The organism is Sulfidibacter corallicola (assembly GCF_017498545.1).
Taxonomy (GTDB): domain Bacteria; phylum Acidobacteriota; class Holophagae; order Acanthopleuribacterales; family Acanthopleuribacteraceae; genus Sulfidibacter; species Sulfidibacter corallicola.
Genome location: NZ_CP071793.1, coordinates 6,028,649 through 6,051,389, shown reverse-complemented (window position 1 = coordinate 6,051,389; position 22,741 = coordinate 6,028,649). Strand labels below are relative to the sequence as shown.

Sequence of the window (22,741 nt, the reverse complement as noted above, 5' to 3'; positions counted from 1 at the left end):
CTGTCTGAAAAGCCGTTCAAAATCAGAAGGCTACTGGGCCAGATACATCTATTTATATATATGGTGAAAAAAATCACCCAAAAGTTAAACATTTCCGTCTGTACGCCGATGACCTGAATATCTCCAGAAGATAATTCCCCCCACTCTCACCATCTGCCTGTTTTTGAGTTTGTTGTAAAAAACGGAAGTTCATTTCGAGTTTTCCAAGAAACCCCAAACTTGCTTTTTGTAAATCTCCTCCTCGGTAAGGAAGTCGACGTGTCGACTTCCTTTTTTTTGGTCTCGAACCAGGCAGGAGCTCCCAAGGCGCAGCCAGCAAAGCCCTGGCGGTCGCTCAACCGTCCAATTTGTCGCGAGTCAACGCAGGATAGGCGATCGTGGCCACGCCGTACAGCACCACCGCCGTCAACAGCAGGAACCTGAACCCGAACTGCATGGCGAGTACCTTACCCAACGTCGCCCCCACCACCGAGGCACAGCCGTTGACACACCACGCCCAGGGAACCGAAACGTCATCGCGCTCGGACACCCGCTGCAGTCCCGTGGGAAAGGGAATCCCCATGAAAAAGGCCGGCAGTCCCAGCAGCAGCACGCTGAGCAGGATTTTCCAGGCCTCGCCCAATCCGGCCGAAGCGGCGAACAGCGGTGACAGACCAGCGCCATACACCGCGGACACCAGGGCCAGAGCCGCGAACGTCCGGGGAAGAAGCCCCACGCCCCGATAGCGATCGGCAAAATAGCTGCCCAACCCGGCAAAGAACAGCATCGCGGTCAGGATGACCGAGACGGCCAACACCGGATAACTGAGATACAACATGAACTTTTGAATGAATGCCATTTCCAGAAACATGAACGCGAACCCCAGGGCGCCGAAATAAAACATGACCGCGGCGGTCCCTACCTGCTTCGACCCGCCGGGGATCTCTCCGCCCCTTTTCCGAAACAGACCCAATGCCGGTGCCACCAGCGGCAACAGCAAGAGCACGCAAGCGAGCAGTGCCTGCAACAGCGTGACGATCAGCGTGAGGTAACCCCACTCCACGAAGGGGATCCACTCGGTTCCCATGTGCGCCCACAGTTCCGGCAACGCCTTCCAGCGAAAGAAGCGAAAAAAGTAGGGGCGATCGTCGGTCGCGGGGCGAATGTCGAACAGGTGATTCCGGTAGAAAGACTCGCGTTCGGCCGACAGCAACCGCGAAATCGCCTGGAAATATTCGGGTGTCTCCAGGATCGTATAGCGATTGGTTTCCTCGATCCGCAGGTCCGGCAACCAACAGATATCCAGATGCCGCTCGGCGCAAAACGCTCGGACTGCCGCGATCCGCTCCGCCGAAAGCGGCACCTTGCTCAACAGCAGGGTGGCGGTGTTCCAGGTGCGAATGACGACGAGATGTCTGGCCGGCTCGCGAATACCGGCCCGTTCGGCGGTCTCGATCAGGGTGGCCGCCATTTTGATCGTGTCTCGCGGCGGCGATTTCAACCATCGGGAAATGGCCAGCATGCCCTCCGGCGCCAGGCGGTCCAGATACAACCCCATTGCTTCCAGCGTGTAGAGATAGTCTTCATTGAGCGCGCGAACCCCAGCCGAGGACGCATTGAAGGAATCCAAAAGGGACAGTTGAATCAGGTCGAAACGCTTTTCACGGGCCTGCAGGTATCCCCTTCCCTCCGCGTGCACGACGGTCACTTCCGGTCGGGTGTACAAACCCCCAGAGAACGCGTGCAGCGAACCTTCCATGAGGTCGAACAAATTGGGATCGGCTTCCACGGCGGTCACGTGCGTTGCCCGGTGGTACAGGGCGTTCAAGATTTGGGTGCCGCCACCGGCCCCCACGATGAAGACCTCGGGTCGGGTCAACAGGCGGTAGGGCAGGGCGTCGCCCACGTAATCCAGGTACACCGCCTCGCTGGGCTCGCCATTCAGCCGGTTGACCACCGACATGCCGCCACCGTCGAAAAACAAGGCGATCTGTTCCGGTAGCGGGCCCAAGCGGCCCATGGGATAGTTGGATATCTGGCCTGGCGTCTCGCGAATCATGGATGAGGAAAGGACCGTGATTTGGGACATCGGCCCGTCGCGGCGTTCGAGAACTTCGGCATCGGGCAAGGCGCCGGCATGGGAGAGTCCCTTGTACTCGGACATCCGAATCGGCCTCGGACCGACCAGGACCAAGAGAATCCCGGCTGCCGCCAACCACCGCCACGTTCGAAGCCAGTCTGCTCGCCGCTGCAGGACCAAATGGGCCACCGCGGCCGGGATCGCGAGCAGGTAGGGAACCCACACGGGATTCACCCGGTAGAGCAACAGGATCACGACCAGGGCCCCCAGGCCCGATCCGGCCATATTGACGAAATAGACCTTGCCCACCCGCGCCTTTTCGATCATGAACCCGAGCGTGATACAGGCCGAGACCAAAGCGAACGGCAAGCTGAACGCGAGGTAGATCCACAGTAGGTAGAGACTTTGGATCGGCTCGACCAGGAGCCGGAAGGATTCGAACGGCACCATTTGCCCCAAGGCGTAGCACAACGCCGGCGCAGGTACCAAGGCAAGCGTACAGCGAGAAAGCCAAAGCGCTTCTCGACCCGCAATGCGCCGCCGCACCAGGGCCAGCAAGGTCCCGCTGAAGGAAAAGCCCAACATGCAGATGCTGATGATCATGTAGGCGAAGTGGTACCACTGGGCGATCGAGAAGATGCGCATCAAGGCGATCTGATAGGCGATCCCCACCAATCCGACCAAAAAAATCGCAAGGTGGGTCATGACAAAAAACCGGGCCCGGCGCCGGATCAGTGGTTACCGGTAAGCGGCACGAAGCGCACCGACATCACCTTTTTCTTCGTAATGGTGCCGTCCTCGCGCTTGTGCACCAGCATGAGCGACTGAACCGCGAAGACCGGCCCGACCGGAATGACCATCCAGCCCCCGGGCTTCAACTGATCCACCAACGGTGGCGGAATGTGGCTGGCCGCGGCGGTCACGACGATGCCGTCGAACGGCCCCTTCTCAGCCCAGCCGTAATAACCGTCGCCCTCTTTGACGGTCACGTTGGTCATCCCGTTCTCCCTCAAGGTGGTTACGGCTCGGCGCGCGAGCGGGGCGATCACCTCGAGGGTGTAGACCCGCTTGACGATGCGAGCCAGGATCGCCGCCTGGTATCCGGAGCCCGTGCCGACTTCCAAGACCACCGAATCGGAATCGACCCGCAACATCTCGGTCATGGCCGCGACAATGTAGGGTTGGGAAATCGTCTGGCCGTGCCCGATGGGCAACGGGTGATCCTCGTAGGCGTCGTGCCTCAAGTGTTTGGGCACGAAACGGTGTCGTTCCACGGATTCCATCGCCGCCAAGACCGCTGCGTCTCTCACACCGCGCGCGCGAATCTGGTCGGCCACCATCCGGGCTCGTTCTTTCTGGTAATCGCCCTGAAACAAGAAGAGGCTCGCACAAACCATGGCGAAGATCGTGTTCATGGGCACCTCGCTAAATCCACGAAAGGCCTTTCCGCCATCCTATCAAAAAAACGGGCCCCGTCGAAAAAACTCGCACACGGGCATGGCCGGATCGCGAATCCCATGAACGGATCCGGAACACCACCAAATCACGACCGGTGCCCAGGTCACGGTCGGATTTCTACCACGACCGGCACTCCGAGCACCTGGCGCCCGAGACCCGATACCGTGCCCATGGTGCCGAATGTTCGCGTGAAGTGCCGAGCCCTCCTGGTTGGGCGGCACCCTTCAGCGTGGTTCTTCCAGGATCACGTCCACGCGCATGACACGCTCGGGATGCAGGCCTTCGAATTGGGCTGAAAAGGTGCCCGCACTGCGGAGCGGCACCAAAGCGGTCATCGAGCCCAAGGAGAGCAGGTCGCCGCGTTTGAGCTTTTTCCCTTCGGCATGCAGCGAGTCGCGCAGCCACAGCACCACATCCAAGGGATGGCCGAGCAGATTGCCGCTTTCCCCGTTGGCCAACTCGCGGCCGTTTTCGTCCGAAACCACGACCTCGATTTGGGCAAGGGCCTTTTCCGGATTCGCCATCTTGCCCAGCGGAACCCCTTCGCCGAGCACACCATAGCGGGCGCCGGCATTGATGGCGATCAGGGCGAGACCGTTGATCTCGACGCCCTTGCGAAACACCGCATCGGGCAACTCGAGAAACGGGTAGACCATGTCGAGCGCGGCCAGTGCCTCTTTGCGCCCCTCGGCGCGGTTGATGGCCTCACCGGCGACCCGCACCACCAGATCGCCTTCCAACAAGGGGACGGCCGCAAAATCCAGGGGGACCCGGGCCCCGCTCTTGAGAATCATGTCGCGCAACAGGGTGCCGCGAATCGGTTGATCCACCCCAAACCGCTTCTGGGCCGCGGAATTGGTCAAAGCGGCCTTATAGCCGACCACGGGACCCATGATCCCGCAAAGGCTGGTAATGAACTCGCGCTGAACCGCGCGGGCATCCTCCACGGATTGGCCCGGAAAAGGCTGGTCCAGGGTTTTGGCGGTGGGATAGGCTACGCGCAGGGCGCCCAGGAACCCATCTCCATCCTCGGCCTGCAGGACCGCGAATCCCGAAAAAAGCAGGCCAACTTTCAGATAAACGGCGAGAACGCCCCAAAGGCGACATCGGAAACGGCGCTTCATCAGGAATTGAGGCTTTTGCGGAATACCCATCGAAACCCTCCCTCGAGACGAGACCTTTCACCAGGGAACGCGCGAACCGCGCAAGATCCGGTCGAACGACGACCCAATCGAGATTCATGCTAAATCATTCCGCCGTGAACCCAAAGAGAGAAAGCGCACGTTGGGCGCTTGGGAGGCGTCGCCGCGATCGCGGCGACACGAATCCCATCGAACACGTGTTTGGTCAGTGTTTGAAGTGACGCGTCTCGGTGAAGAACAGGGCGATGCCGTGCTCGTTGGCCGCTTGGATCACTTCTTCGTCGCGAATCGAACCGCCCGGCTCCACGATCGCGCGAACACCCGCTGCCGCGGCCGCGTCGATCGAATCGCGGAACGGGAAAAACGCGTCGGAAGCCATGGCGCAACCGGCAATGGTCAAACCCGCTTCACCCGCCTTGGCGATGCCGATCTTGGAAGAGTCCACCCGACTCATCTGGCCGGCGCCAATGCCCACGGCACCGTCGGCGTCGGCATAGACGATCGCGTTGGATTTCACGTGGGGCACGATCTGCCACGCCATGGTCAGGGCGGCCACCTCCGCTTCGGAAGGCTGGCGCTCGGAAACCAGTTTCCAATCGGAAAAGGGCACGCGCTTGTTGTCCTTGTCCTGCACCAGGAGTCCGTGGTCGAGGCGCTTGAACTCCAGGCCACGAGGCAACCGGCCGTCCGGCAGGTGGATCTCGAGCACGCGCAGGTTCTTTTTCCTTTTGAATTTCTTCAGCGCCGCCTCACTGAAGGCGGGCGCGATCACCAGTTCGGCGAACTGTTCGTTGATGGCGATCGCCGTGGCTTCGTCCACTTCGCGATTGAAGGCGATCACGCCGCCGAACGACGAGGTCGCATCCACTTTCCGGGCCCGGCGGAAGGCCTCCTCCAACACGTCGTGACTGGCCACGCCGCAAGGGTTGGTGTGCTTGACCACGACCGCGGTGGCCCGATCGAAATCACAGGCGCAACGCCAAGCCGCTTCCATGTCCACCAGGTTGTTGTAACTGAGCAGTTTGCCTTGATGTTGGGTGACGTAGTCCGGCAGCTCGGCACCGTGCACCTGATACATGCCGGCCCGTTGGTGGGGGTTCTCGCCGTAGCGCAAGACCTCGGTCCGCTCGGCACTCATGCGAAACACCTTTGGCAGGGTCTCGTCTTCGGCCCGCGTCAGTTCCCGCTCATCGGCCACTACCGCATCCAGGTAATCGGCGATTTTCATGTCGTAGGAAAAGGTGTGCTGGAACGCCTTTTGGGCCATGGTCAGGCGAAACGCCAGGGAAGGCAAGCCGGTGGCGGGATCCACACCCTCGAGGAAAGCGCTGTAATCGGCAGGGTCGGTCAGGATGGTGAGGTTTTGGAAATTCTTGGCCGTGGCGCGAACCATGGTCGGCCCGCCGATATCGATCTGTTCGATCGCTTCGGCCACCGTCACGCCTTCTTTGGCGATGGTCTGGGCAAAGGGATAGAGGTTGACCACGACGACCTGAATCGGATCGATGCCGTGACCGTTCAATTGCTCGCGATGCGAGGCCAACTCGTAGCGGGCCAACAGGGCCCCGTGGACGTGGGGATGCAGGGTCTTGACCCGTCCGTCGAGGATCTCGGGAAATCCGGTGATGTCGGCCACTTTGATGGGGTTCAACCCGGCCTGCTCGAGGTGGCGATAGGTGCCGCCCGAACTAATGATTTCGAATCCTTTTTCAGCCAGTGCTTCGGCAAACTCGGCGATGCCGGCCTTGTCCGAGACACTGATGAGCGCACGCTTTTTCTGTTCGGCCATCATTGCTCGCTACTCCGCTTTTTTTTGGCCGCCGAACGCTGTGTAAAAAAAGTTCCCGAAAGCCCGCTCAGCCTTGTTTTTTCTTCATTTCCGCGATGCGTTCTTTCAGTAGAGGCGTTCTGGTGAGGTCCCCATTGGCGGCCGCCCAAGCATGATACCAGAGATGGGCGGAGAGTCGAGCCACATTGGAAAAGTAGATGCTGCACACCCCGTAGACGGGATGGCGCTCGTCGAAACGGAAGCGTGGGTTGCCGTTCACCTGGCGATAACCCTTTTCCAAGATGTTGCGGTACTGGGTTCGGTGACTGACCACGGCGTTCAGTTGGGCGGAGAGCCATTGCTCGTTGACGTCGGGACCTGGGTAGCCGTCGAACACGAAATGGAACCGCGACAGCTTGTAATCGAGATAGAAATCGAAGCCTTGGCGCACGGTCCCCTGTTGTTCCTGAACGGGATCGGCCAGCAGCGCGACCAAACCGGCCACGAACCCCATCTGATGGGCGACCTGGCTGAAGGCGGCCTGGTTGTTGACCAGTTCGGTGATCTTCCGCTTTTCTTCCATCACGCGCTCGACGGAGAGCTGGGCGTGGGGCGTGGACAATCCCTTTTCGAGACCGGCAAACAGGTGTTTCCCGTTCTTTTCGATCACGTTTCGAAAGGTTTCGGGAAGGATGGTGTGGGCTTTGAAAACGGAATATTTGACAGGGCGATTGGGTTCGGCACGTTCCATAAATGCACCGAAACATATTGTCGGAAAAAGTAAACATACGAAAAGGAATCGTTTCATAATAAAGGTTCCCCTGTTGGCGATGATACCCACCCGAGCGCGCGTGCGCTACATCACTATTTTCACTCAAAGCCCGCAAACCGTAAACCCGGATTCGCAGGAAAAGCCCAAAAAGTGAGTGCGTTCAAGGCTGGAAGCGGGATTCACAAAGCGTGCGCATCCCCGAGACAATCGAGGTTCGCGGCCCATCGCGTTCGGTTTTCGTATCCAAACCGGAGACAGGCCGCGGATCGGAAGATCACCGCAGAGGCCTTCCCCCAAAAAGAAAAAACCCGCGAGCGTGGATCTCGCGGGTCTTGGGGAACGAGAGGGAGTCATAGTATGTGCTTTATCGAGAAATCGAGAACGGAGCGATCGAGAAGCCAGAATGTAAAAACACTAACAGAGATGAAAGTAGGAAAAAATTTGATTGAAAGGTCGAATATGTTGTCAATGTCATGTTGAAAAAGACATTGCTTTCTTTAGCAATCCACAAGCCAACTTTTTAGCGACACAAAACAATATTAAGCTTTCCTTCGTCCAAACCCGGTTGGAAGTTTGTCGGCTCCCGATGTCTACGCGGTTCACCGATCGTCAGGACGCTTCCAGGCCGCGGATGCAATCCACCAGTCGCGCCATGGGGAACGGCTTGAGCAGCAACGCATCGACATCCAGGCCCCGGACCACCCGGTGCAGGTTCTCGTCGCGGCTGGAGGTAATGACGACCAGCCGGCGCGGCGCCAATTGCCTGCGCCGAATCTCTCGAATGAAGCTCACGCCATCGAGTTTCGGCATGATCAAGTCGACGATGCCCAGGTCGAAGCGGCCGCGTTCCAAGCGCACCAACGCGTCTTCGGGGCAATTGTCGATCTCCACCTGGAACCCGCTACGCGTCAACAGCGAACTCAGCGTGCGCGTCACCAGACGGGTATCGTCAAGCAGGTGAATGGTTTGAATCGATTGCGCCATTTCGGCCTTGCGCACCATGGCGAGGGCGCGATCGGCAAACTGGACGACGCCCAGATCGGTATCGTAGAGGCAGGTATCGACGCGTTCCAACAAACGAGGATGGCCCACCTTCACCGCCAAACTGATGCACACGCGGGTCAGTTCGGTCACGCCCTGATTCTGCTCGAAAAGCCGCAATACGTTGTCCACCAACCTTTTCTCTTCGTGAGGTTGGTTTTTCAAAAGGTGGGGTTTGTACATCAGGTTGAGCCGTCGCAAAGCGCCGGCCCGCTGGTGGTGGCAGGACGTCTCCAGTTGATCCAGCATGTAGTCGAGCCGTCTCCTTGAAGCGGGACCCTCCGGACGGGCAGCTTCCTCTACCGCGGGCTCCGCGACCGGCGGCGGCTCCGCCGGAGCGGCGGTCGCGGTGCGGGAATCGCCTTCGGCTTTGATGATCAGCACCCGCAACAGGCGCCGCTCCTCACTGCTGCGTTGGGGCTCGTCGTCTTCACTGAGACTGCGCAGGCTCTCGACCCACATACGCTTGTTGCGAGCCTGGCCCCAATCGGCGCTTTGAAGAACCTGCAACACCAGGTAGCGCAGTTGTTCGTCGCGGGCATCCTGCAGCAAGGACAACCAGAAATCCATGGCCTCCAACAAACCGGGCGGAAATTGCTCGCGGTTGAAGGTGGCCAGGCGCTCGCACACTTGGCGGACCAGTTGATCTTTCTTGATGGTCGGAAAAAGATTCAGGCCGTCCAGGAGGTATTGCAACCGCTCGGGACCGCCGGCCACCAAAAGGGTCTCCAAAGCCGCATCGCGAATCGCCTTTGGATTGCCTGGCTGGAAAAAGGGCTTCACGGCCGGACCGGTACGCGAGCCGGGAAAAGCACGAAGCGACTCGATCAGCACCAACGCCAGGGACTCGGACTCGGCGTCTTCCAACAAATCGGCCAGGCGGGCGCCGCCACCTTGAACGCGATGGCGCGCCACCGCCTGCGCGATTTCGGGGAGTCGTTCGGCAGGCGCCCCCACCAACACGTCTTCCACCAGAACGGAGCCGTATCCGGCACGGGCGAGGATGTCCATGGCCATTTCACGAATCCCGGCATCGGGCCCGGTTCGCACCACATCCAGCAAGGGCAACGGCAGGGTCTCGAACGAGAAGGCGGTCAGAGCCTCGAGGGCGCGCCGCAACACCACCTCGTCGGGCGGAAAGGAAACGTATGCCAACAACCGTTTCAGCGCGTTGGCGGAGCGGCAACCCTCCAGGTAGGCGATCAGCATCACGGGCCGGGCCGACTCGGATTCGGGAATGGCGGCCTCGATCCGCTCCGTGGCATCTTCGCCGTCACAGCGAAAACGAATCCGCCCAAGCACCTCGCAAACCTTCGTCAGGACCCGGTCCTGCTCGCCTTGCCATGCGGCGAAGGCCGTGTTCAAGCTGGCGAGCGCGCTTTCCTGCGGTTTTTCACCGGAGAGGGTGTTGGTCAGGAAGACGCTGACTTCCATCCAGAGATCGCCGTTCAAGCCAAATCCACCGCGCACCATCGAAAGCACCGCTTCGCCTTTTCCCTGTTGGATGCAGGCGTGGAAGGTTTCGCGATCCGTATCGTCCCAGCCCACCAGATCGGCCAAGGGTTGGGCGTAATCCGCCGGGCCGCGTTCCTCGTGACTTTCGGGCCGCACCAGGAAACGCCCCAGGCGATCCACCAGCTTTTTTTGCTCGATGCGCGCCGCCAGGAACTCCAGCAGTGTCGGTACCGAATCCGCGTCACCGAGCGCATCCAGACCCCGCAACGCTTCACGGACCTGGAGATCGGTCCCGTCGTTCAACCGGTCGATCAGAAAACCGGCATAGGCGGGATCCGGCTCCTTCAGCATCATGTCCAGCGTTTCCCGCAACAAATCCGGCTGGTCGTCCCGATCGCGGAAGGCCTGCATGTTGAACCGGTGGTGGTGCTTGGCGCGCAGGGTTCCGATGACGCGTTTGAAGGCGTCGCCCAGTTCGGGAACCAGCCGATCTTCGATGGATTCCAGCGGGAAGACGGCCTCGTAATGGCTGAAATTGCGGTAGATGAACAACAGGCTCTTGGCGAACAACATGTTCTTTTCGTGCACGATGGCCCTCACGAACAACGGTATGAGGTCCTTTTCGCCGTCGTCGATCAGGATTTCCATGACCTTGAGCCGATTGCGGCCGCCGATGAGCGGCAGGACCTCGTTCAGCAACCCGATGGTTTGCTGTCGGTCCGTCTTCAATCCACGCATCAAGAAGGAATGCAGCAACTTCTCGTTGCCGGTCTTCAGGATTTCCTCGATCCGTTCCTGAAACATGTCCCTGTGCATGGATTCACTCGCCAGTTTTTGGTGGAGGTGGGGGTACCTAAACGAACATAGCCTCGATGTAGGCTATGAAAGCGGGGACCGTCATACCTTCGATCTCCGTGAATTCCAGACCGATGAGAAAGGTTTGCTCGTCCTCGGGCCGCACGTGGCGGACCTCTCCCTTGACCGGAACCAGGTTTTCCCGCTGGGGTAGTTCAATGGAAATATCCAAGGGCTGGTTTTGAGGAAGTTCGCGGTCCACGCGGCAGAGGAACCCGCCACCGCTGATATTGAGCACTTCGGCCAACAAGAGCGGTTCTTCAGGGGCGAGCGGGTGAATCCATACGGCCATCTCGCAGTTGAAGCGTTCGAAACGCCGCGGTGCGTAGTGAGGCATGAATCGCGCTCCTCGAATGAGATCGTTGATCACAGGAATCGACATTCGCACCGGATAGCTTGAGCCCGGCACACCACTGCCCGGTCGGAGGCGCCCATCCGATGGTGGAATCGGTTTGAATCCGCGCTGGTTGCCACCCATCCGGAAACGGGTTTTTTAAATGATTCCATGGAATCGGCAGGTTCTCTCCACAAACCAGCGGCAAGGCCCAGGCATCAGGCACCAGTTAATCACCTGAAAGAAAGCAACTTGTCAAAACCATGGCACCCCATGGCCGCAGCCGTGCCCATCCAGCCAAACCACCACGAAAGGGGCAACCATTCCGTTTCTGCTCGGGCGCTCGTCATATCGAGCGGTAGGCGATCTCGATGAACTGATCGGGCGTGAGCCACTTGGTACCCCAGGTTGCATCCCACTCGGCCGTGATCTTGGCCGCCTTGATCTCGGACAGCTTCTTGCCCTGCTTTTTCATGGCCGAGACCTTGTCGCGCACGTGTTCCAGCATCTGGAGGTAGGTGACGAGATCCCATTTGGTACCGAGGGGACCGTGGCCGGGGACGATTTGCGTATCGGAATCCACGTGCTTGAGCACGCGCTTGACGGCCGAGATCATGCCCTTGATGGTGCCGCCGGAGCTGTAGTCGATCAACGGATAGAGGCCGTTGAAGAACACGTCGCCCATGTGGACCACGTTGCTGGTCTTGAAGAACACGATCGAATCGCCGTCGGTATGGGCGTTCGGCACGTGGTAGATCTGAATTTCCTCGCCGTTGTAGTGCCAGGTCATCTCTTTGCTGAAGGTGATCACCGGCAACGCGCCCTCGGGAGAAGCCTCCAATTCGCGTTTGAGGGCTTCGACCACGTTTTTCTTCATCATGCGTTTGCGCACGTTGCGGTGCGCCACGGTCAGGGTTCCACCTTTGCGAAAGTACTCGTTGCCGCCCGTGTGGTCGTGGTGCCAATGGGTGTTCAGAATGAAGCGCAGCGGTCCCGGCTCGATGGCCTTGATCGCCTTTTTGACCTTTTCGCTGACCGCCGAAACCTGGTCGTCCACCAAAAACAATCCGTCTTCGCCACGGCAGAGCACCATATTGCCGCCCGCGCCTTCCAACATGAAGAGGTTCGGTCGCATCTGGGTGTAGGAGATGTGGATCTCGTCGGCGGCGAACAGGCCCGCACCCATTGCCGAGATGAACATCGAAAAACAGAGAAACGCATGGCGGAACTTCATGAAGGGAACTCCTCGATCGAGAGATGGTCGCAACGAAGGCGAAATGCCGGTTGGGACAAAGGGCGGTAAAGGCTTGAATGTAACACGAATGCCACCGCCTGGTGATCCGGAGCCCATCCAGCCGTGAAAACCTCGCCGCTATCGAAGCGGCCTGGATGGGCACGGAACCAGGTCTCGGGGGACGGGCCTCAGCCGGGCTGCGCTTCCTTGGCGGCCCAGGCGGTAAAGGAGGCTTCGGCCGTGGCGAACCAGCGGTAGCTCTGATCGCGAAAGGCTTTCCATGGTTCGAACACCTTGCGATAGCTCGCATCCGCGCCCGACAGCTCTTCCATCAAATCGAAGGCGGTCTGGCGCGCCAACGCGACGATGTCCTGGGCAAAGGGGCGCAACTGCACACCTTGCTGGAGCAGGCGTTCCAGGGCCGGTGGATTCAACGCGTCGTATTTTCCGAGCATGGCCCCGTTGGCTTCGGCGGCGGCCACCTCGAAGGCGTGCTGATATTCGCTGGGAAGCTTGGCCCAGGCATCCTTGTTCACGAGAAACGAGAGGTTGGGTCCGGGTTCCCACCAGCCGGGATAATAGTAGTATTTGGCGACCTTGTAGAAGCCCAGTTTTTCGTCGTCATAGGGACCCACCCATTCGGTCGCGTCGATGGCGCCGCGCTCGAGCGCCGGGAAGATGTCGCCGCCCGCCAGAACCTGGACGGTGGCGCCCATGCGGCTCATGACTTCGCCACCGAGCCCGGGGATCCGCATCTTGAGGCCGTTGATGTCGGCGACGGATTGAATTTCACGACGGAACCAGCCGCCCATCTGAATGCCGGTATTGCCGGCGGGAAAATTGATGATGTTGAAGTCGGAAAACACCTCACGCATCAGCTCCAAACCGCCGGCATGGCTCAGCCAAGCGTTTTGCTGGCGGGCCGTGAGCCCGAAGGGAATCGTGCAATCGAAAGCCAGGGCCGGGTTTTTCCCTTTGAAATAGTAGCTGGCCGAATGCGCCAGTTGGACGGTGCCCTGCTGCACCGCATCCATGACCTCCATCGCCGGAACCAGTTCACCGGCCGGATAGGGCCGCACGGTGAACCGGCCGGAAGTCAATTCGCTCAATCGCTTGGCCAGGACGTCGGCGGCGCCGTAGATCGTGTCCAACGATCGGGGATAACTGGAAGCGAGTCGCCACATGACCTTGGGGCTGGTTTTGATGGAAGGGCCTTCGCCATTGGCGTTCGGCGAGCTGGACCCACAGCCGTGGGTCACGAGTGCGGCGCCGGTAAGACCCGCGGCTGCCTTTTTCAAAAAGCCGCGGCGTTCCATGGTCCGAGGATGGGCGGCGGAAGGTTCGGGACGTTGATCGTGGCTCATGTTGGTCTCCCTGACCTGAAGATCGCCTCTCGGCGGACGGCACCGAATTCGGAGCCCGCCCACTTCGAGGACGCTTCGATTGGAATGGGTCGGATGGGGGTCGCGGAAATCGGATGGTTCCGCCCCCGGGCATCAGACGAGGCGCAGCTCGCACGGAGTCGTTGAACACTGGATCGGATACCTGGAGTTGCGGCCATTGTAGTGAAGGAAGACGGCATCCGCAACGACCAATCCACCCCGGTTCAGCCGTGCCACGCTCGATGCTTTCGGCAGGGTCCATTCGCGATTTCGCCCGAATCACCGGGTTTCGCCGCCCCGAGCCTCGTCCCGCTTGACCTGCGTTCGGGAACTTTGCAAGAATTCCCGAACACCACCGCCTCGGGCATCCACGGAAGTGACTCCTCATGGACGTTCTCATGAACATCGCCGCCGCCATCGACGGCCTCACCGAGCGACTGGGTCGCGCCCTACTCTGGTTGACGCTGGCGATGGTCGGGTTCGGCGCCTACAACGCGGTCGCCCGCTACCTGGACCCGATGACGACCGTGGCCCTCAGCTCCAACGCCTTCATCGAGACCCAATGGTACCTGTTCAGTGCGGTCTTCCTCCTCGGCGCCGGGTACACCCTCAAACACGGCGAGCACGTGCGCGTCGACGTGCTCTACGGAAAGTTGTCGCCCAAGGGGCAGGCCTGGATCAACCTCGTCGGCACCCTGATCTTCTTTTTTCCGTTCTGCGCTTTGATGATCACGGTGTCCTGGCCCTCGATGGTCAACTCATGGAGCGTGCGCGAGATGTCGCCGGACCCGGGCGGACTGCCGCGTTACCCGATCAAGACGCTGATCCCCATCGCGTTTCTGCTGCTCATGGTGCAGGGGGTCTCCGAATTGATCCACAACCTGAGCGTCATCACGGGCAGGTCCACCAAGTCCCACGAAGACGACCCCGACAATCCCCACTTGGGTGACATACTATGACCGAATCCTGGCTCGGCCCCCTGATGTTCGCGGTGGCGTTCCTGCTGATTTTCAGCGGCTACCCGGTGGCCTTTTCCCTGGGCGGGACGGCCCTGATTTTCGCCTTCGTCGGCGTGGAAGCGGGCTTTTTCGACTGGCACCTGCTTTTTGCACTTTCCAACCGCACCTTCGGCGTCATGTCCAACTATGTACTGCTGGCGGTTCCCTTCTTTATCTTCATGGGCGCCATGCTGGAAAAATCGCGCCTCGCCGAGGATCTGCTCAAAACCATCGGCATGCTGTTCGGCCCCCTGCGCGGCGGGCTGGGCCTGGCCGTGGTTTTCGTCGGCGCGCTCCTGGCCGCCGCTACCGGCGTCGTGGGCGCCTCCGTGGTCGCCATGGGCATGATCTCGATGCCGGTCATGTTGCGCTACGGGTATTCGCGCGAGATCTCGGCCGGCCTGATCACCGCCTCGGGCACGCTGGGTCAGATCATCCCGCCCAGCGTGGTCCTGGTCGTTCTGGCCGATCAGTTGGGCATCTCGGTCAACGACCTGTTCCGCGGCGCGCTCGGCCCGGGCCTCATGCTCGCCGGCCTCTACGCCCTGTTCGCCGTCGCGGTGGCCCTCGTCAAACCCGAAGCCATGCCCGCACTTCCCCCGGAGGCCCGCGAACTTCAGGGCAAAGCCCTGCTCAAGCAAGTCGTCTTGGTCCTGATTCCGCCACTGGCGTTGATTCTCCTGGTACTGGGCAGCATTTTCGCCGGGGTGGCCACACCGACCGAAGCCGGGGCCCTGGGCGCGGTCGGCGCCATCATCCTGGCCGCGTTGAACCGCCGCCTGACCTTGACCCGCCTCAAGGAGACCATGGACTACACCATGCGGCTGACCTCGATGGTCGTGTTCCTCCTGATTGGCTCGACCGCCTTCGCGCTCGTGTTCCGCGGTCTTTACGGCGACATTTGGATCGAGGATTTGCTGACGAATTTGCCGGGCGGCAAAATCGGCCTGTTGCTCGTCGCCAATCTGGCGATCTTCGTACTCGGTTTCTTCATCGACTTTTTCGAGATCGCCTTCATCATCATCCCCCTGCTGGCCCCCGCCGCCAAAATCCTCGGCATCGACATGGTCTGGTTCGGCGTCATGATCGGCATGAACCTGCAGACTTCGTTTCTGACCCCGCCCTTCGGATTCGCCCTCTTCTACCTACGCGGCGTGGCGCCACCGGAAGTGGCGACCACCCAAATCTACAAAGGCGCCATTCCGTTCATCGGCATTCAACTCTTCGGGTTGTTGATGATCGTCCTCTTCCCGGACATCGTCACCGCTTTCATCGATTGATCGCACGGCGTGTGTCGGTCTCCCATGCAGGCCGTGCAATCCAGCCAAGTCCAATTCGGCGCCCGACTTCACATACGCTTCACATTGGTTTCAAAAGACTCCCGGCCCCTTTCACGCTCCTTTCAAACAGCCGCGCCACAATGGCGATCCCACGGAACCCGGCCTCACTTGCCAACTCGGCCGGGCTCCCATTCAGCCGTTGCCCGTAGGAGTTCCACATGAAACCCATCTTTCACTCGATCTTGGCCGTACTGGCCGCGACCTGTTTCCCGCTCCAAGCCTCCGAAACCCATCGCACGCTACCCTCGCCCGATTTCGCGAAGATCTTCGAAAACCACCAGGCCACCTTCGTCATGAAGGAACTCGAAAGCGGCCAGATGTGGCGATTCAACGACGAAGCCCTCGATCGCGGCTGCCTCCCTTGTTCGACCTTCAAGATTCCGCACAGCATCATCGGTCTCGAATTGGGCATCCTCCAGGATGCCGATACCAAAATCAAGCGCGACCCCCTCAAATTCCCCGCCGAAGATTGGTGGCCGCGCTCTTGGGAACGCTCCCCGGCCACCCTGCGGCAGGCCATGAAACACTCGATCGTGTGGTACTACCGCACCCTGGCCGGACACGTGGGCCCCAAGCGCATGCAGCAGTGGCTCACCAAGTTCGACTACGGCAACGGTGACTTCTCCGCGGGACCCGACATTTTCTGGATCAAGGGCGACTTCGCCATCTCGCCCAACGAACAGCTCGACTTCATGGAACGGTTCTACCGTGAAAAGCTGGGCGTTTCGGAGAAGACGACCGCCATCCTCAAAGACGTATTGGTACTCGACAACCAAAAGGACTACCGCTTCAGTGGGAAAACCGGCCTCTGCACCATGCCCGACAAGAAGAAGGTCGGGTGGCTGGTGGGCTACCTGGAACGCGGACCGAGAACCTTCGTGTATGTCCTCAAGCTCGAAGGCGATACGTTCGATCAGATCAAGCATGCGCGGATCGAGTTGGTCAAGGCCGTGTTGCGCCACATGAACCTGATGAGCTGACCCGATTTCGTCCGGTACGGGTGGTCCCGAGGCCGCCCGTTCCCAGAATGCCCCATTCGAGGTCTCCCATGAATCCCAATACCCTCGACCTGATGTTGGCCGACATGGCCAAGGCACCCGAACTCTTTCGTCCCACGCTGTTCTGGTCCAACGCCATGAAACCGATCCTGGCCGACCTGAAGCGACACGGCGTCACTCAGTTCCGGTCGCACATGAGCGCACTGGACATGTACGTGCCCACCTACATCAAGCGCGAATACCTGTTGAATCGCGAAGCCACGGATCAGGCGATTCAACAACTGGCCGCCAGCAATCCGGACCTGGCCCGACTCTTTTTGGGACACCTGAACGGGAGCGTGGAAGCCAAACGCGATTGGGAGATCTTCTGCGCGGCCGACAGCCACCAACCGCCGGCCTTCGATCAGGTCTTCGAGTCCGCGGCGGGCTGCCCCGTAGAACAGCACCATTTCAGCGGCAAAAGCTTCGGCTTCGCCATGTTGCGTTACCTCAAGTGCCTGGCTTTCCTCAAGAAACACGTCGACACCAAACCCATTACGAACGTCCTCGAGATCGGCGGGGGATTCGGCTCCCTGGGCGAGATCTTCCTGCGCTCCCATTCGAAAAAGTACTTCTACCTAAATATCGACATTCCGCCCACCGCCTACATCTCCAGTTGGTATTTGGAGACCTTGTTCGGGCCGAATGCGGTCGCGACCTACGACCAGACCCGCGATCAAGGAACGATCGACATCGAATGGTTGCGCGCCAACGAGTTTCGCGCCGCGGTCATCTGCCCCTGGCAGCTCCCGAAGGTCAAGGGTAACTTCCAACTCTTCGCCAACAGCTCCTCGTTTCAGGAAATGGAACCGGAAGTGGTCGCCAATTACGCCAAACACCTCGACGGCCTGGTAAGCCACTACCTGCTGCTGAAAAACAGCCGGCACGGTAAACCGTCGGCCCAATCGGAAACGGATGTCGGGGTGAAGCAGCAAACCACCCGCGACCATTACATCCAGTATTTCAGTGGGTTCGACGTCGTGGCCTTGAATGCGGACATCTTCGGGGAGACCACCGAACAGGGGTTCGAATCGGAGGTCATGGTGTTCCGCCGCAAGGGCCTCGCTCCGTAAATCGACGGGTACCGCCGACCTGCCTACTTGGGTTCGGGAACCACGGCCAAGGTGGACATCAACTTGGCGACCAGAACCTCGCGATCGGGCTCCCGCGGTGCGTAGACTTCGGCCTCGGCCACGATCAGCGACCGGCCGGGCTTGATCACGCGACCGACACAACGCAGCCAGGCGCCCACCGCCGGACGCAACAAATTGATCTTCAACTCGGCGGTCAGGACGATGAATCCCGGCGGCGCCACGGTCCCGGCCGCACCGCCCGCGGTGTGATCGGCCAAGGTGGTCTGCACGCCGGCGTGAATGAAGGCATCCTGCTGCAGATGTTCGGGCCGGATGGCGAGACGGGTCTCCACGAGGCCGCGTTCCAACGCGACCAGCTCGATGCCCAAGTGGCGCACGAAGGCGGCGCGTTCGAAAATTGCCCGAGCGCGCTCCAGGTCGAAGCCGCCCGCCTGCGGTTCGGCAGCCCCGGATGCGCCGGATGTGAAGGCTTCGGACATGGGCGGCTCGAAATCAGTGCCGCAGCAGGTAGCGCTGTTCGGCCACGCCGAACTCGCTGATGCCCTGCACCACCACGGCGGCCTCGCCCATGGTGTAGTCGGGCAGGTTCACGTTGACGAGCGCCTGTCCCGTCTGATCGGTGTGGCTCTCCCCGAGATCCTGGGTCTGCATGCCCTTGCGCATCAACTTGACCCGAACGTGGGCGTCGGGCACGGGATCGCCTGCCGTCACCATGCGGGCTTCCACCTTCAGCGCGGCATCGGTCCGGGCCCGCAACGTGGACAGCCCGTTGACCACCAGCTTCAACTGGTCCAAGGGCGGCTCGCTGTTCAAATAGTCGATGATCAGCTCGTCCAACTCGCGATGGGTCAGCACATCTTCCGGAAAGTCATCCGGCGAATCGTAGTGTCCGGTCTTGATTTCCCGAATCACCCGTTTGTGTTGGGCTTCCAGAAGCTCCATGATTTCGTCCTCGGAAAGATCGGACTTCTTTTGCTCGTAGGAGGTCTGGTAGCTGTCCAATATCTCGCCGCCCACGTACACGAGTGACTCGATCTTGGGATTGCTGCGGCCTTTGTCCTCGGTCTGGACATGATAGACTTTGGACTTGTGTCTGACGTCGGTGTTGAAGCCAGTAATCATATGCGCCCGTCACCACCCTCTGTGAGATCAAGGTCCTAAACGACCCGGAACTTTTGCGTAAAACGGTCCTATAATGGTAAATCAAAAGACCCCGATGCGAAACCTCGAATTGCGAATCGCTTACAACGGCGCTGGATTCCATGGCTGGCAGATCCAACCACGTGCCAGGACGGTTCAGGGCGAGGTCGCCGCGGTTCTCAAGCGAATCCTGAAGCTGGCAAAGATCAAAACCGTTGGGTGTAGCCGAACCGATGCGGGTGTGCACGCCCACGATCAACGCGTCTCGTTCCAAATCGAGCATCCGATTCCGCTGGAGGGGCTGCAACGGGCCCTCGAACGACTGCTTCCGCCAGACATTCAGTTGCTGGAAGTATGCGAGCGGCCGCCGGGTTTCCAGGCACGTCACCACGCCCGCGCCAAACACTACGGCTACTTCTTCCTCAATCCGCCCGGCACGACCGCCTTCAACGCCTGGCAAAACCTGGCCTCGCCCTTCATCGCACCCTACGTCACCGCCTGCGCCGAACCCCTGGACGTCGAAGCCATGGCCCGCGCGGCCGAGCAATTGGTAGGCACGCGCTGCTTCAAGGCCCTTCAATCGTGCAAGGACCACCGTCCCAACAGCGAAACCACGATTTTCGCCACCCGGGTACGGCGCCATGGCTCCCTGGTGACCTTCGACGTGCTCGGCCACCACTTTCTGTATCTGATGGTGCGCAACATGGCCGGCTCGCTGAAGCGAGTCGGTACCGGTGAATGGGCCGCGGAAGATTTCGGAGAACGGCTGAATCGCGGCAACCGGGTGGACATGGGCGAAACGGCTCCTGCCACCGGACTTCACTTGTTCGAGGTCTACTACGAAGAGGATCCGTTGGGTTTCAGCCCCAAAAGCGAGGCCTTTCAGACATTCCTGGGCGCACCCATCGGCGCGGAATCGAAAGCCCGAGCGGGCGAAAAGAGAGTCACCGCCTCGCCGGCCCCCCCATTGCCCGGACGGTCGGAACAGGACGGCTGATCGAGATCGAGGACGGACCACCTCCCTTACAGAACAAGGCCATTGAATCAAGCACTTTAAGGGGCTCCGATCAAAAGACAGGTGCAAACTGTAAAATTATGAGCTACTATTCATTTTAATTCGGTCGCGGGACCCACCCCCACATCTCAACAGCATTTGATGACGATGAACACAGCCAATGTTTCCCGCGACCCTTTTCGCTTTTTATTCACGTCGGATTCATCCATACCCTCCCACTTCGCCGCTCCCTATGCGGATCCCTCTTTTTTCGGATCCACATAGGACGGCCCGCTCCCTTCCCTGGCTTCGCCATCCTTCGGTCACCGCGGTCGTGTCGGCTTGCCGCTTCGCTTTCGGGACCGGGCGGATTTCGGGAGCACGGGTTTCCTCGTCCGGCTCGTCGATTCGATCGGGTCGATCAGGGCGGAACGAAACCCGCTTTTCCACCAACGTTTCGACTCTGTCACTTCGGAGTTTGCCGCATATGAGTTCCCAGAAATACCCCCACCTCCTCGCCCCGCTCGACCTGGGCTTCACCACGATTCGCAATCGGACCCTGATGGGGTCGATGCACACCAAATTGGAAGATCGCGCCAAGGACTACCCCAAACTCGCCGCCTATTTCGCCGAACGGGCCCGCGGCGGTGTGGGCCTGATCGTGACCGGCGGCATCGCCCCAAACCGCGCCGGCTGGGTCGCCCCCCTCTCGGGGAAACTGACGCGTCGAGGCGAAGTCGCCCGCCACCAACTGGTGACCAAGGCAGTTCACGCCGAAGGTGGGAAAATCTGCATGCAGATCCTGCACGCGGGCCGCTACGGCTACCACCCCCTGGCGGTGGCGCCCTCGCCCATCAAGTCGCCCATCAGCCCGTTCAAACCCTGGGGCCTCAGCGCCCGCGGCGTAGAAAAGCAAATCAGCGATTTCGTGCGTTGCGCCACCCTGGCCCAAGAAGCGGGCTACGACGGGATAGAAATCATGGGTTCGGAAGGGTACCTGATCAATCAATTCCTGGTGAAGCACACCAACCACCGCACCGACCACTGGGGCGGAGCCTACGAGAACCGCATGCGCTTCGCCGTGGAAATCGTACGCCGCACCCGGGAAGCCGTAGGCCGCGATTTCATCATCATCTTCCGGCTCTCGATGCTCGACCTGATCCACGACGGCAGCCAATGGGACGAAGTGGTGCAACTGGCCAAGGCCATCGAAGCGGCGGGCGCCACGATCATCAACACCGGCATCGGCTGGCACGAAGCCCGGGTCCCCACGATCGCCACGATGGTCCCCCGGGCGGCGTTCACCTGGGTCACCCGCAAGATGAAGCAGGAAGTGAAGATTCCGCTGATCACGACCAACCGCATCAACATGCCGCAAGTGGCCGAAAAAATCTTGGCCGAAGGCCATGCCGACATGGTCTCGATGGCCCGCCCCTTCCTTGCCGATGCCGATTTCGTGATCAAGGCCGAGCAGGGCCGCGAGGACGAGATCAACACCTGCATCGCCTGCAATCAGGCCTGCCTGGACCACGTTTTCAAGAATCAGGCGGCGAGCTGCCTGGTCAACCCGCGCGCCTGCAACGAAACGGAACTGAATTACGAACCCACCGCCAAAAAGAAGAAGATCGCGGTGGTGGGCGCCGGACCCGCGGGCCTTGCCGCGGCAACGGTGGCGGCACGCCGCGGCCACGAAACCCACCTGTTCGACGCGGCTCCGGAGATCGGCGGCCAATTCAACATGGCCAAGCGCATCCCGGGCAAAGAGGAATTCCACGAAACGCTGCGATACTTTCAACGCCAAATCGAGGTCACGGGTGTGAAGCTCCACCTCGAACACCGCGTCGATGCCACGCAACTGATCGACGAGAAATTTGACGAGGTCATCCTCGCCACCGGCATCAAACCACGCACGCCAGGCATCGAGGGTATCGACCATCCCAAGGTACTTTCCTACATCGACGTGCTGTATCGCGGCGCGGAGGTCGGTCAACGGGTCGCCATCATCGGTGCCGGCGGCATCGGGTTCGACGTGGCCGAGTTCCTGACGCATCCCGCCGGTCACCAAAACACGGAACCCAACGCGTTTCTGCGGGAATGGGGGGTCGACCCCAACCTGGAGGCACGGGGCGGCATCGCCGGGGTGGAGCCGCAAATCCCCACCTCGCCGCGCAAGATCTACCTGTTGCAGCGCAAGCAGAGCCAATTGGGCAAAACCCTCGGCAAGACCACCGGTTGGATTCACCGCCGATCGCTCAAAAACCGCAAGGTGGACATGCTGGCCGGGATCTCCTACCGCAAGATCGACGATAACGGATTGCACGTGGTCATGGGCGAAACGGAGGAGCGCGTTCTGGAAGTGGACCACATCATCGTCTGTGCCGGTCAGGAGCCTATGCGGGAACTGCAGGGGCCGCTGGAAGCGGCCGGTGTGCCGAACCACCTCATCGGCGGCGCCAAACTCGCGGCGGAACTGGATGCCAAACGCGCCATCGACGAAGGCAGCCGGCTGGCCGCGGCCCTCTGATCCAAAAAGGGTTCCGATCCGGTTGCCGGCAGCGCCGGCGAACCACGATCGGGACCCATCGACTTTCGAGATCGAGGTCGCCAGGGCTCTTCCAAGCGCGGCCCCGGACCATGG

At 60.4% G+C, this 22,741-nt stretch carries 17 protein-coding genes; 6 read left to right on the top strand and 11 right to left on the bottom strand.

Annotation, left to right across the window (positions count from 1 at the left end):
- Positions 1-334: 334 nt before the first annotated feature.
- The 9 genes from J3U87_RS18575 to J3U87_RS18535 form a co-directional block, all read right to left on the bottom strand.
- On the bottom strand, positions 335-2,764 hold the full coding sequence (locus tag J3U87_RS18575; RefSeq protein ID WP_237377278.1) for a spermine/spermidine synthase domain-containing protein: 2,430 nt from the start codon (positions 2,762-2,764) through the stop codon (positions 335-337).
- A gap of 26 nt (positions 2,765-2,790) precedes the next feature.
- Positions 2,791-3,474, bottom strand: a complete 684-nt coding sequence (locus tag J3U87_RS18570) for a protein-L-isoaspartate(D-aspartate) O-methyltransferase (RefSeq protein WP_237377277.1) — start codon at positions 3,472-3,474, stop codon at positions 2,791-2,793.
- A 267-nt stretch (positions 3,475-3,741) separates the two neighbouring features.
- Positions 3,742-4,671 carry a 2-keto-4-pentenoate hydratase gene (locus tag J3U87_RS18565; RefSeq protein WP_237377276.1) on the bottom strand — a complete coding sequence of 310 codons (930 nt, stop codon included), beginning with the start codon at positions 4,669-4,671 and terminating at the stop codon, positions 3,742-3,744.
- 193 nt (positions 4,672-4,864) lie between these two features.
- The gene (gene purH / locus J3U87_RS18560) at positions 4,865-6,451 is read right to left on the bottom strand and encodes a bifunctional phosphoribosylaminoimidazolecarboxamide formyltransferase/IMP cyclohydrolase (protein ID WP_237377275.1); all 1,587 of its coding nucleotides are present in this window, start codon (positions 6,449-6,451) and stop codon (positions 4,865-4,867) included.
- Between the two features lie 64 nt (positions 6,452-6,515).
- Positions 6,516-7,178: a hypothetical protein gene (locus J3U87_RS18555; protein WP_237377274.1), complete on the bottom strand. Its 663-nt coding sequence runs from the start codon at positions 7,176-7,178 to the stop codon at positions 6,516-6,518.
- Between the two features lie 630 nt (positions 7,179-7,808).
- Complete coding sequence (locus J3U87_RS18550) at positions 7,809-10,511, bottom strand: response regulator (RefSeq protein ID WP_237377273.1); 2,703 nt, start codon at positions 10,509-10,511, stop codon at positions 7,809-7,811.
- 37 nt (positions 10,512-10,548) lie between these two features.
- Positions 10,549-10,887, bottom strand: a complete 339-nt coding sequence (locus tag J3U87_RS18545; protein WP_237377272.1) for a PilZ domain-containing protein — start codon at positions 10,885-10,887, stop codon at positions 10,549-10,551.
- Positions 10,888-11,230: 343 nt separating this feature from the next.
- Positions 11,231-12,118 (bottom strand): MBL fold metallo-hydrolase, encoded by an 888-nt coding sequence (locus tag J3U87_RS18540; protein ID WP_237377271.1) that lies wholly within the window; start codon positions 12,116-12,118, stop codon positions 11,231-11,233.
- A 188-nt stretch (positions 12,119-12,306) separates the two neighbouring features.
- Positions 12,307-13,434, bottom strand: coding sequence for a TRAP transporter substrate-binding protein (locus J3U87_RS18535; protein ID WP_420038311.1), 1,128 nt, complete (start codon positions 13,432-13,434; stop codon positions 12,307-12,309).
- 452 nt (positions 13,435-13,886) lie between these two features.
- Here J3U87_RS18535 and J3U87_RS18530 point away from each other — a divergent pair, with 452 nt between their 5' ends.
- From J3U87_RS18530 to J3U87_RS18515, 4 genes are all read left to right on the top strand, one after another.
- Complete coding sequence (locus tag J3U87_RS18530) at positions 13,887-14,459, top strand: TRAP transporter small permease subunit (protein WP_237377269.1); 573 nt, start codon at positions 13,887-13,889, stop codon at positions 14,457-14,459.
- Positions 14,456-15,778 (top strand): TRAP transporter large permease, encoded by a 1,323-nt coding sequence (locus J3U87_RS18525; protein WP_237377268.1) that lies wholly within the window; start codon positions 14,456-14,458, stop codon positions 15,776-15,778. The genes J3U87_RS18530 and J3U87_RS18525 overlap by 4 nt, the downstream gene beginning before the upstream one ends.
- A 218-nt stretch (positions 15,779-15,996) precedes the next feature.
- Positions 15,997-16,818 (top strand): penicillin-binding transpeptidase domain-containing protein, encoded by an 822-nt coding sequence (locus tag J3U87_RS18520; protein ID WP_237377267.1) that lies wholly within the window; start codon positions 15,997-15,999, stop codon positions 16,816-16,818.
- A gap of 68 nt (positions 16,819-16,886) precedes the next feature.
- Positions 16,887-17,948, top strand: coding sequence for a putative sugar O-methyltransferase (locus J3U87_RS18515; protein ID WP_237377266.1), 1,062 nt, complete (start codon positions 16,887-16,889; stop codon positions 17,946-17,948).
- Between the two features lie 23 nt (positions 17,949-17,971).
- On the opposite strand, the gene J3U87_RS18510 is transcribed toward J3U87_RS18515, so the two are convergent.
- Both J3U87_RS18510 and J3U87_RS18505 read right to left on the bottom strand, forming a co-directional pair.
- The gene (locus J3U87_RS18510; RefSeq protein ID WP_237377265.1) at positions 17,972-18,448 is read right to left on the bottom strand and encodes a PaaI family thioesterase; all 477 of its coding nucleotides are present in this window, start codon (positions 18,446-18,448) and stop codon (positions 17,972-17,974) included.
- Positions 18,449-18,461: 13 nt separating this feature from the next.
- A complete protein-coding gene (locus J3U87_RS18505) occupies positions 18,462-19,091 on the bottom strand; it encodes a hypothetical protein (protein ID WP_237377264.1) in 630 nt (209 codons plus the stop codon).
- A gap of 94 nt (positions 19,092-19,185) precedes the next feature.
- Between J3U87_RS18505 and truA the strand changes: the two genes are divergently transcribed.
- On the top strand, positions 19,186-20,106 hold the full coding sequence (gene truA / locus J3U87_RS18500) for a tRNA pseudouridine(38-40) synthase TruA (RefSeq protein ID WP_237377263.1): 921 nt from the start codon (positions 19,186-19,188) through the stop codon (positions 20,104-20,106).
- A gap of 484 nt (positions 20,107-20,590) precedes the next feature.
- Entirely contained in the window at positions 20,591-22,627 is a 2,037-nt protein-coding gene (locus tag J3U87_RS18495; RefSeq protein ID WP_237377262.1) for an oxidoreductase, read from the top strand.
- Positions 22,628-22,741 lie beyond the last annotated feature (114 nt).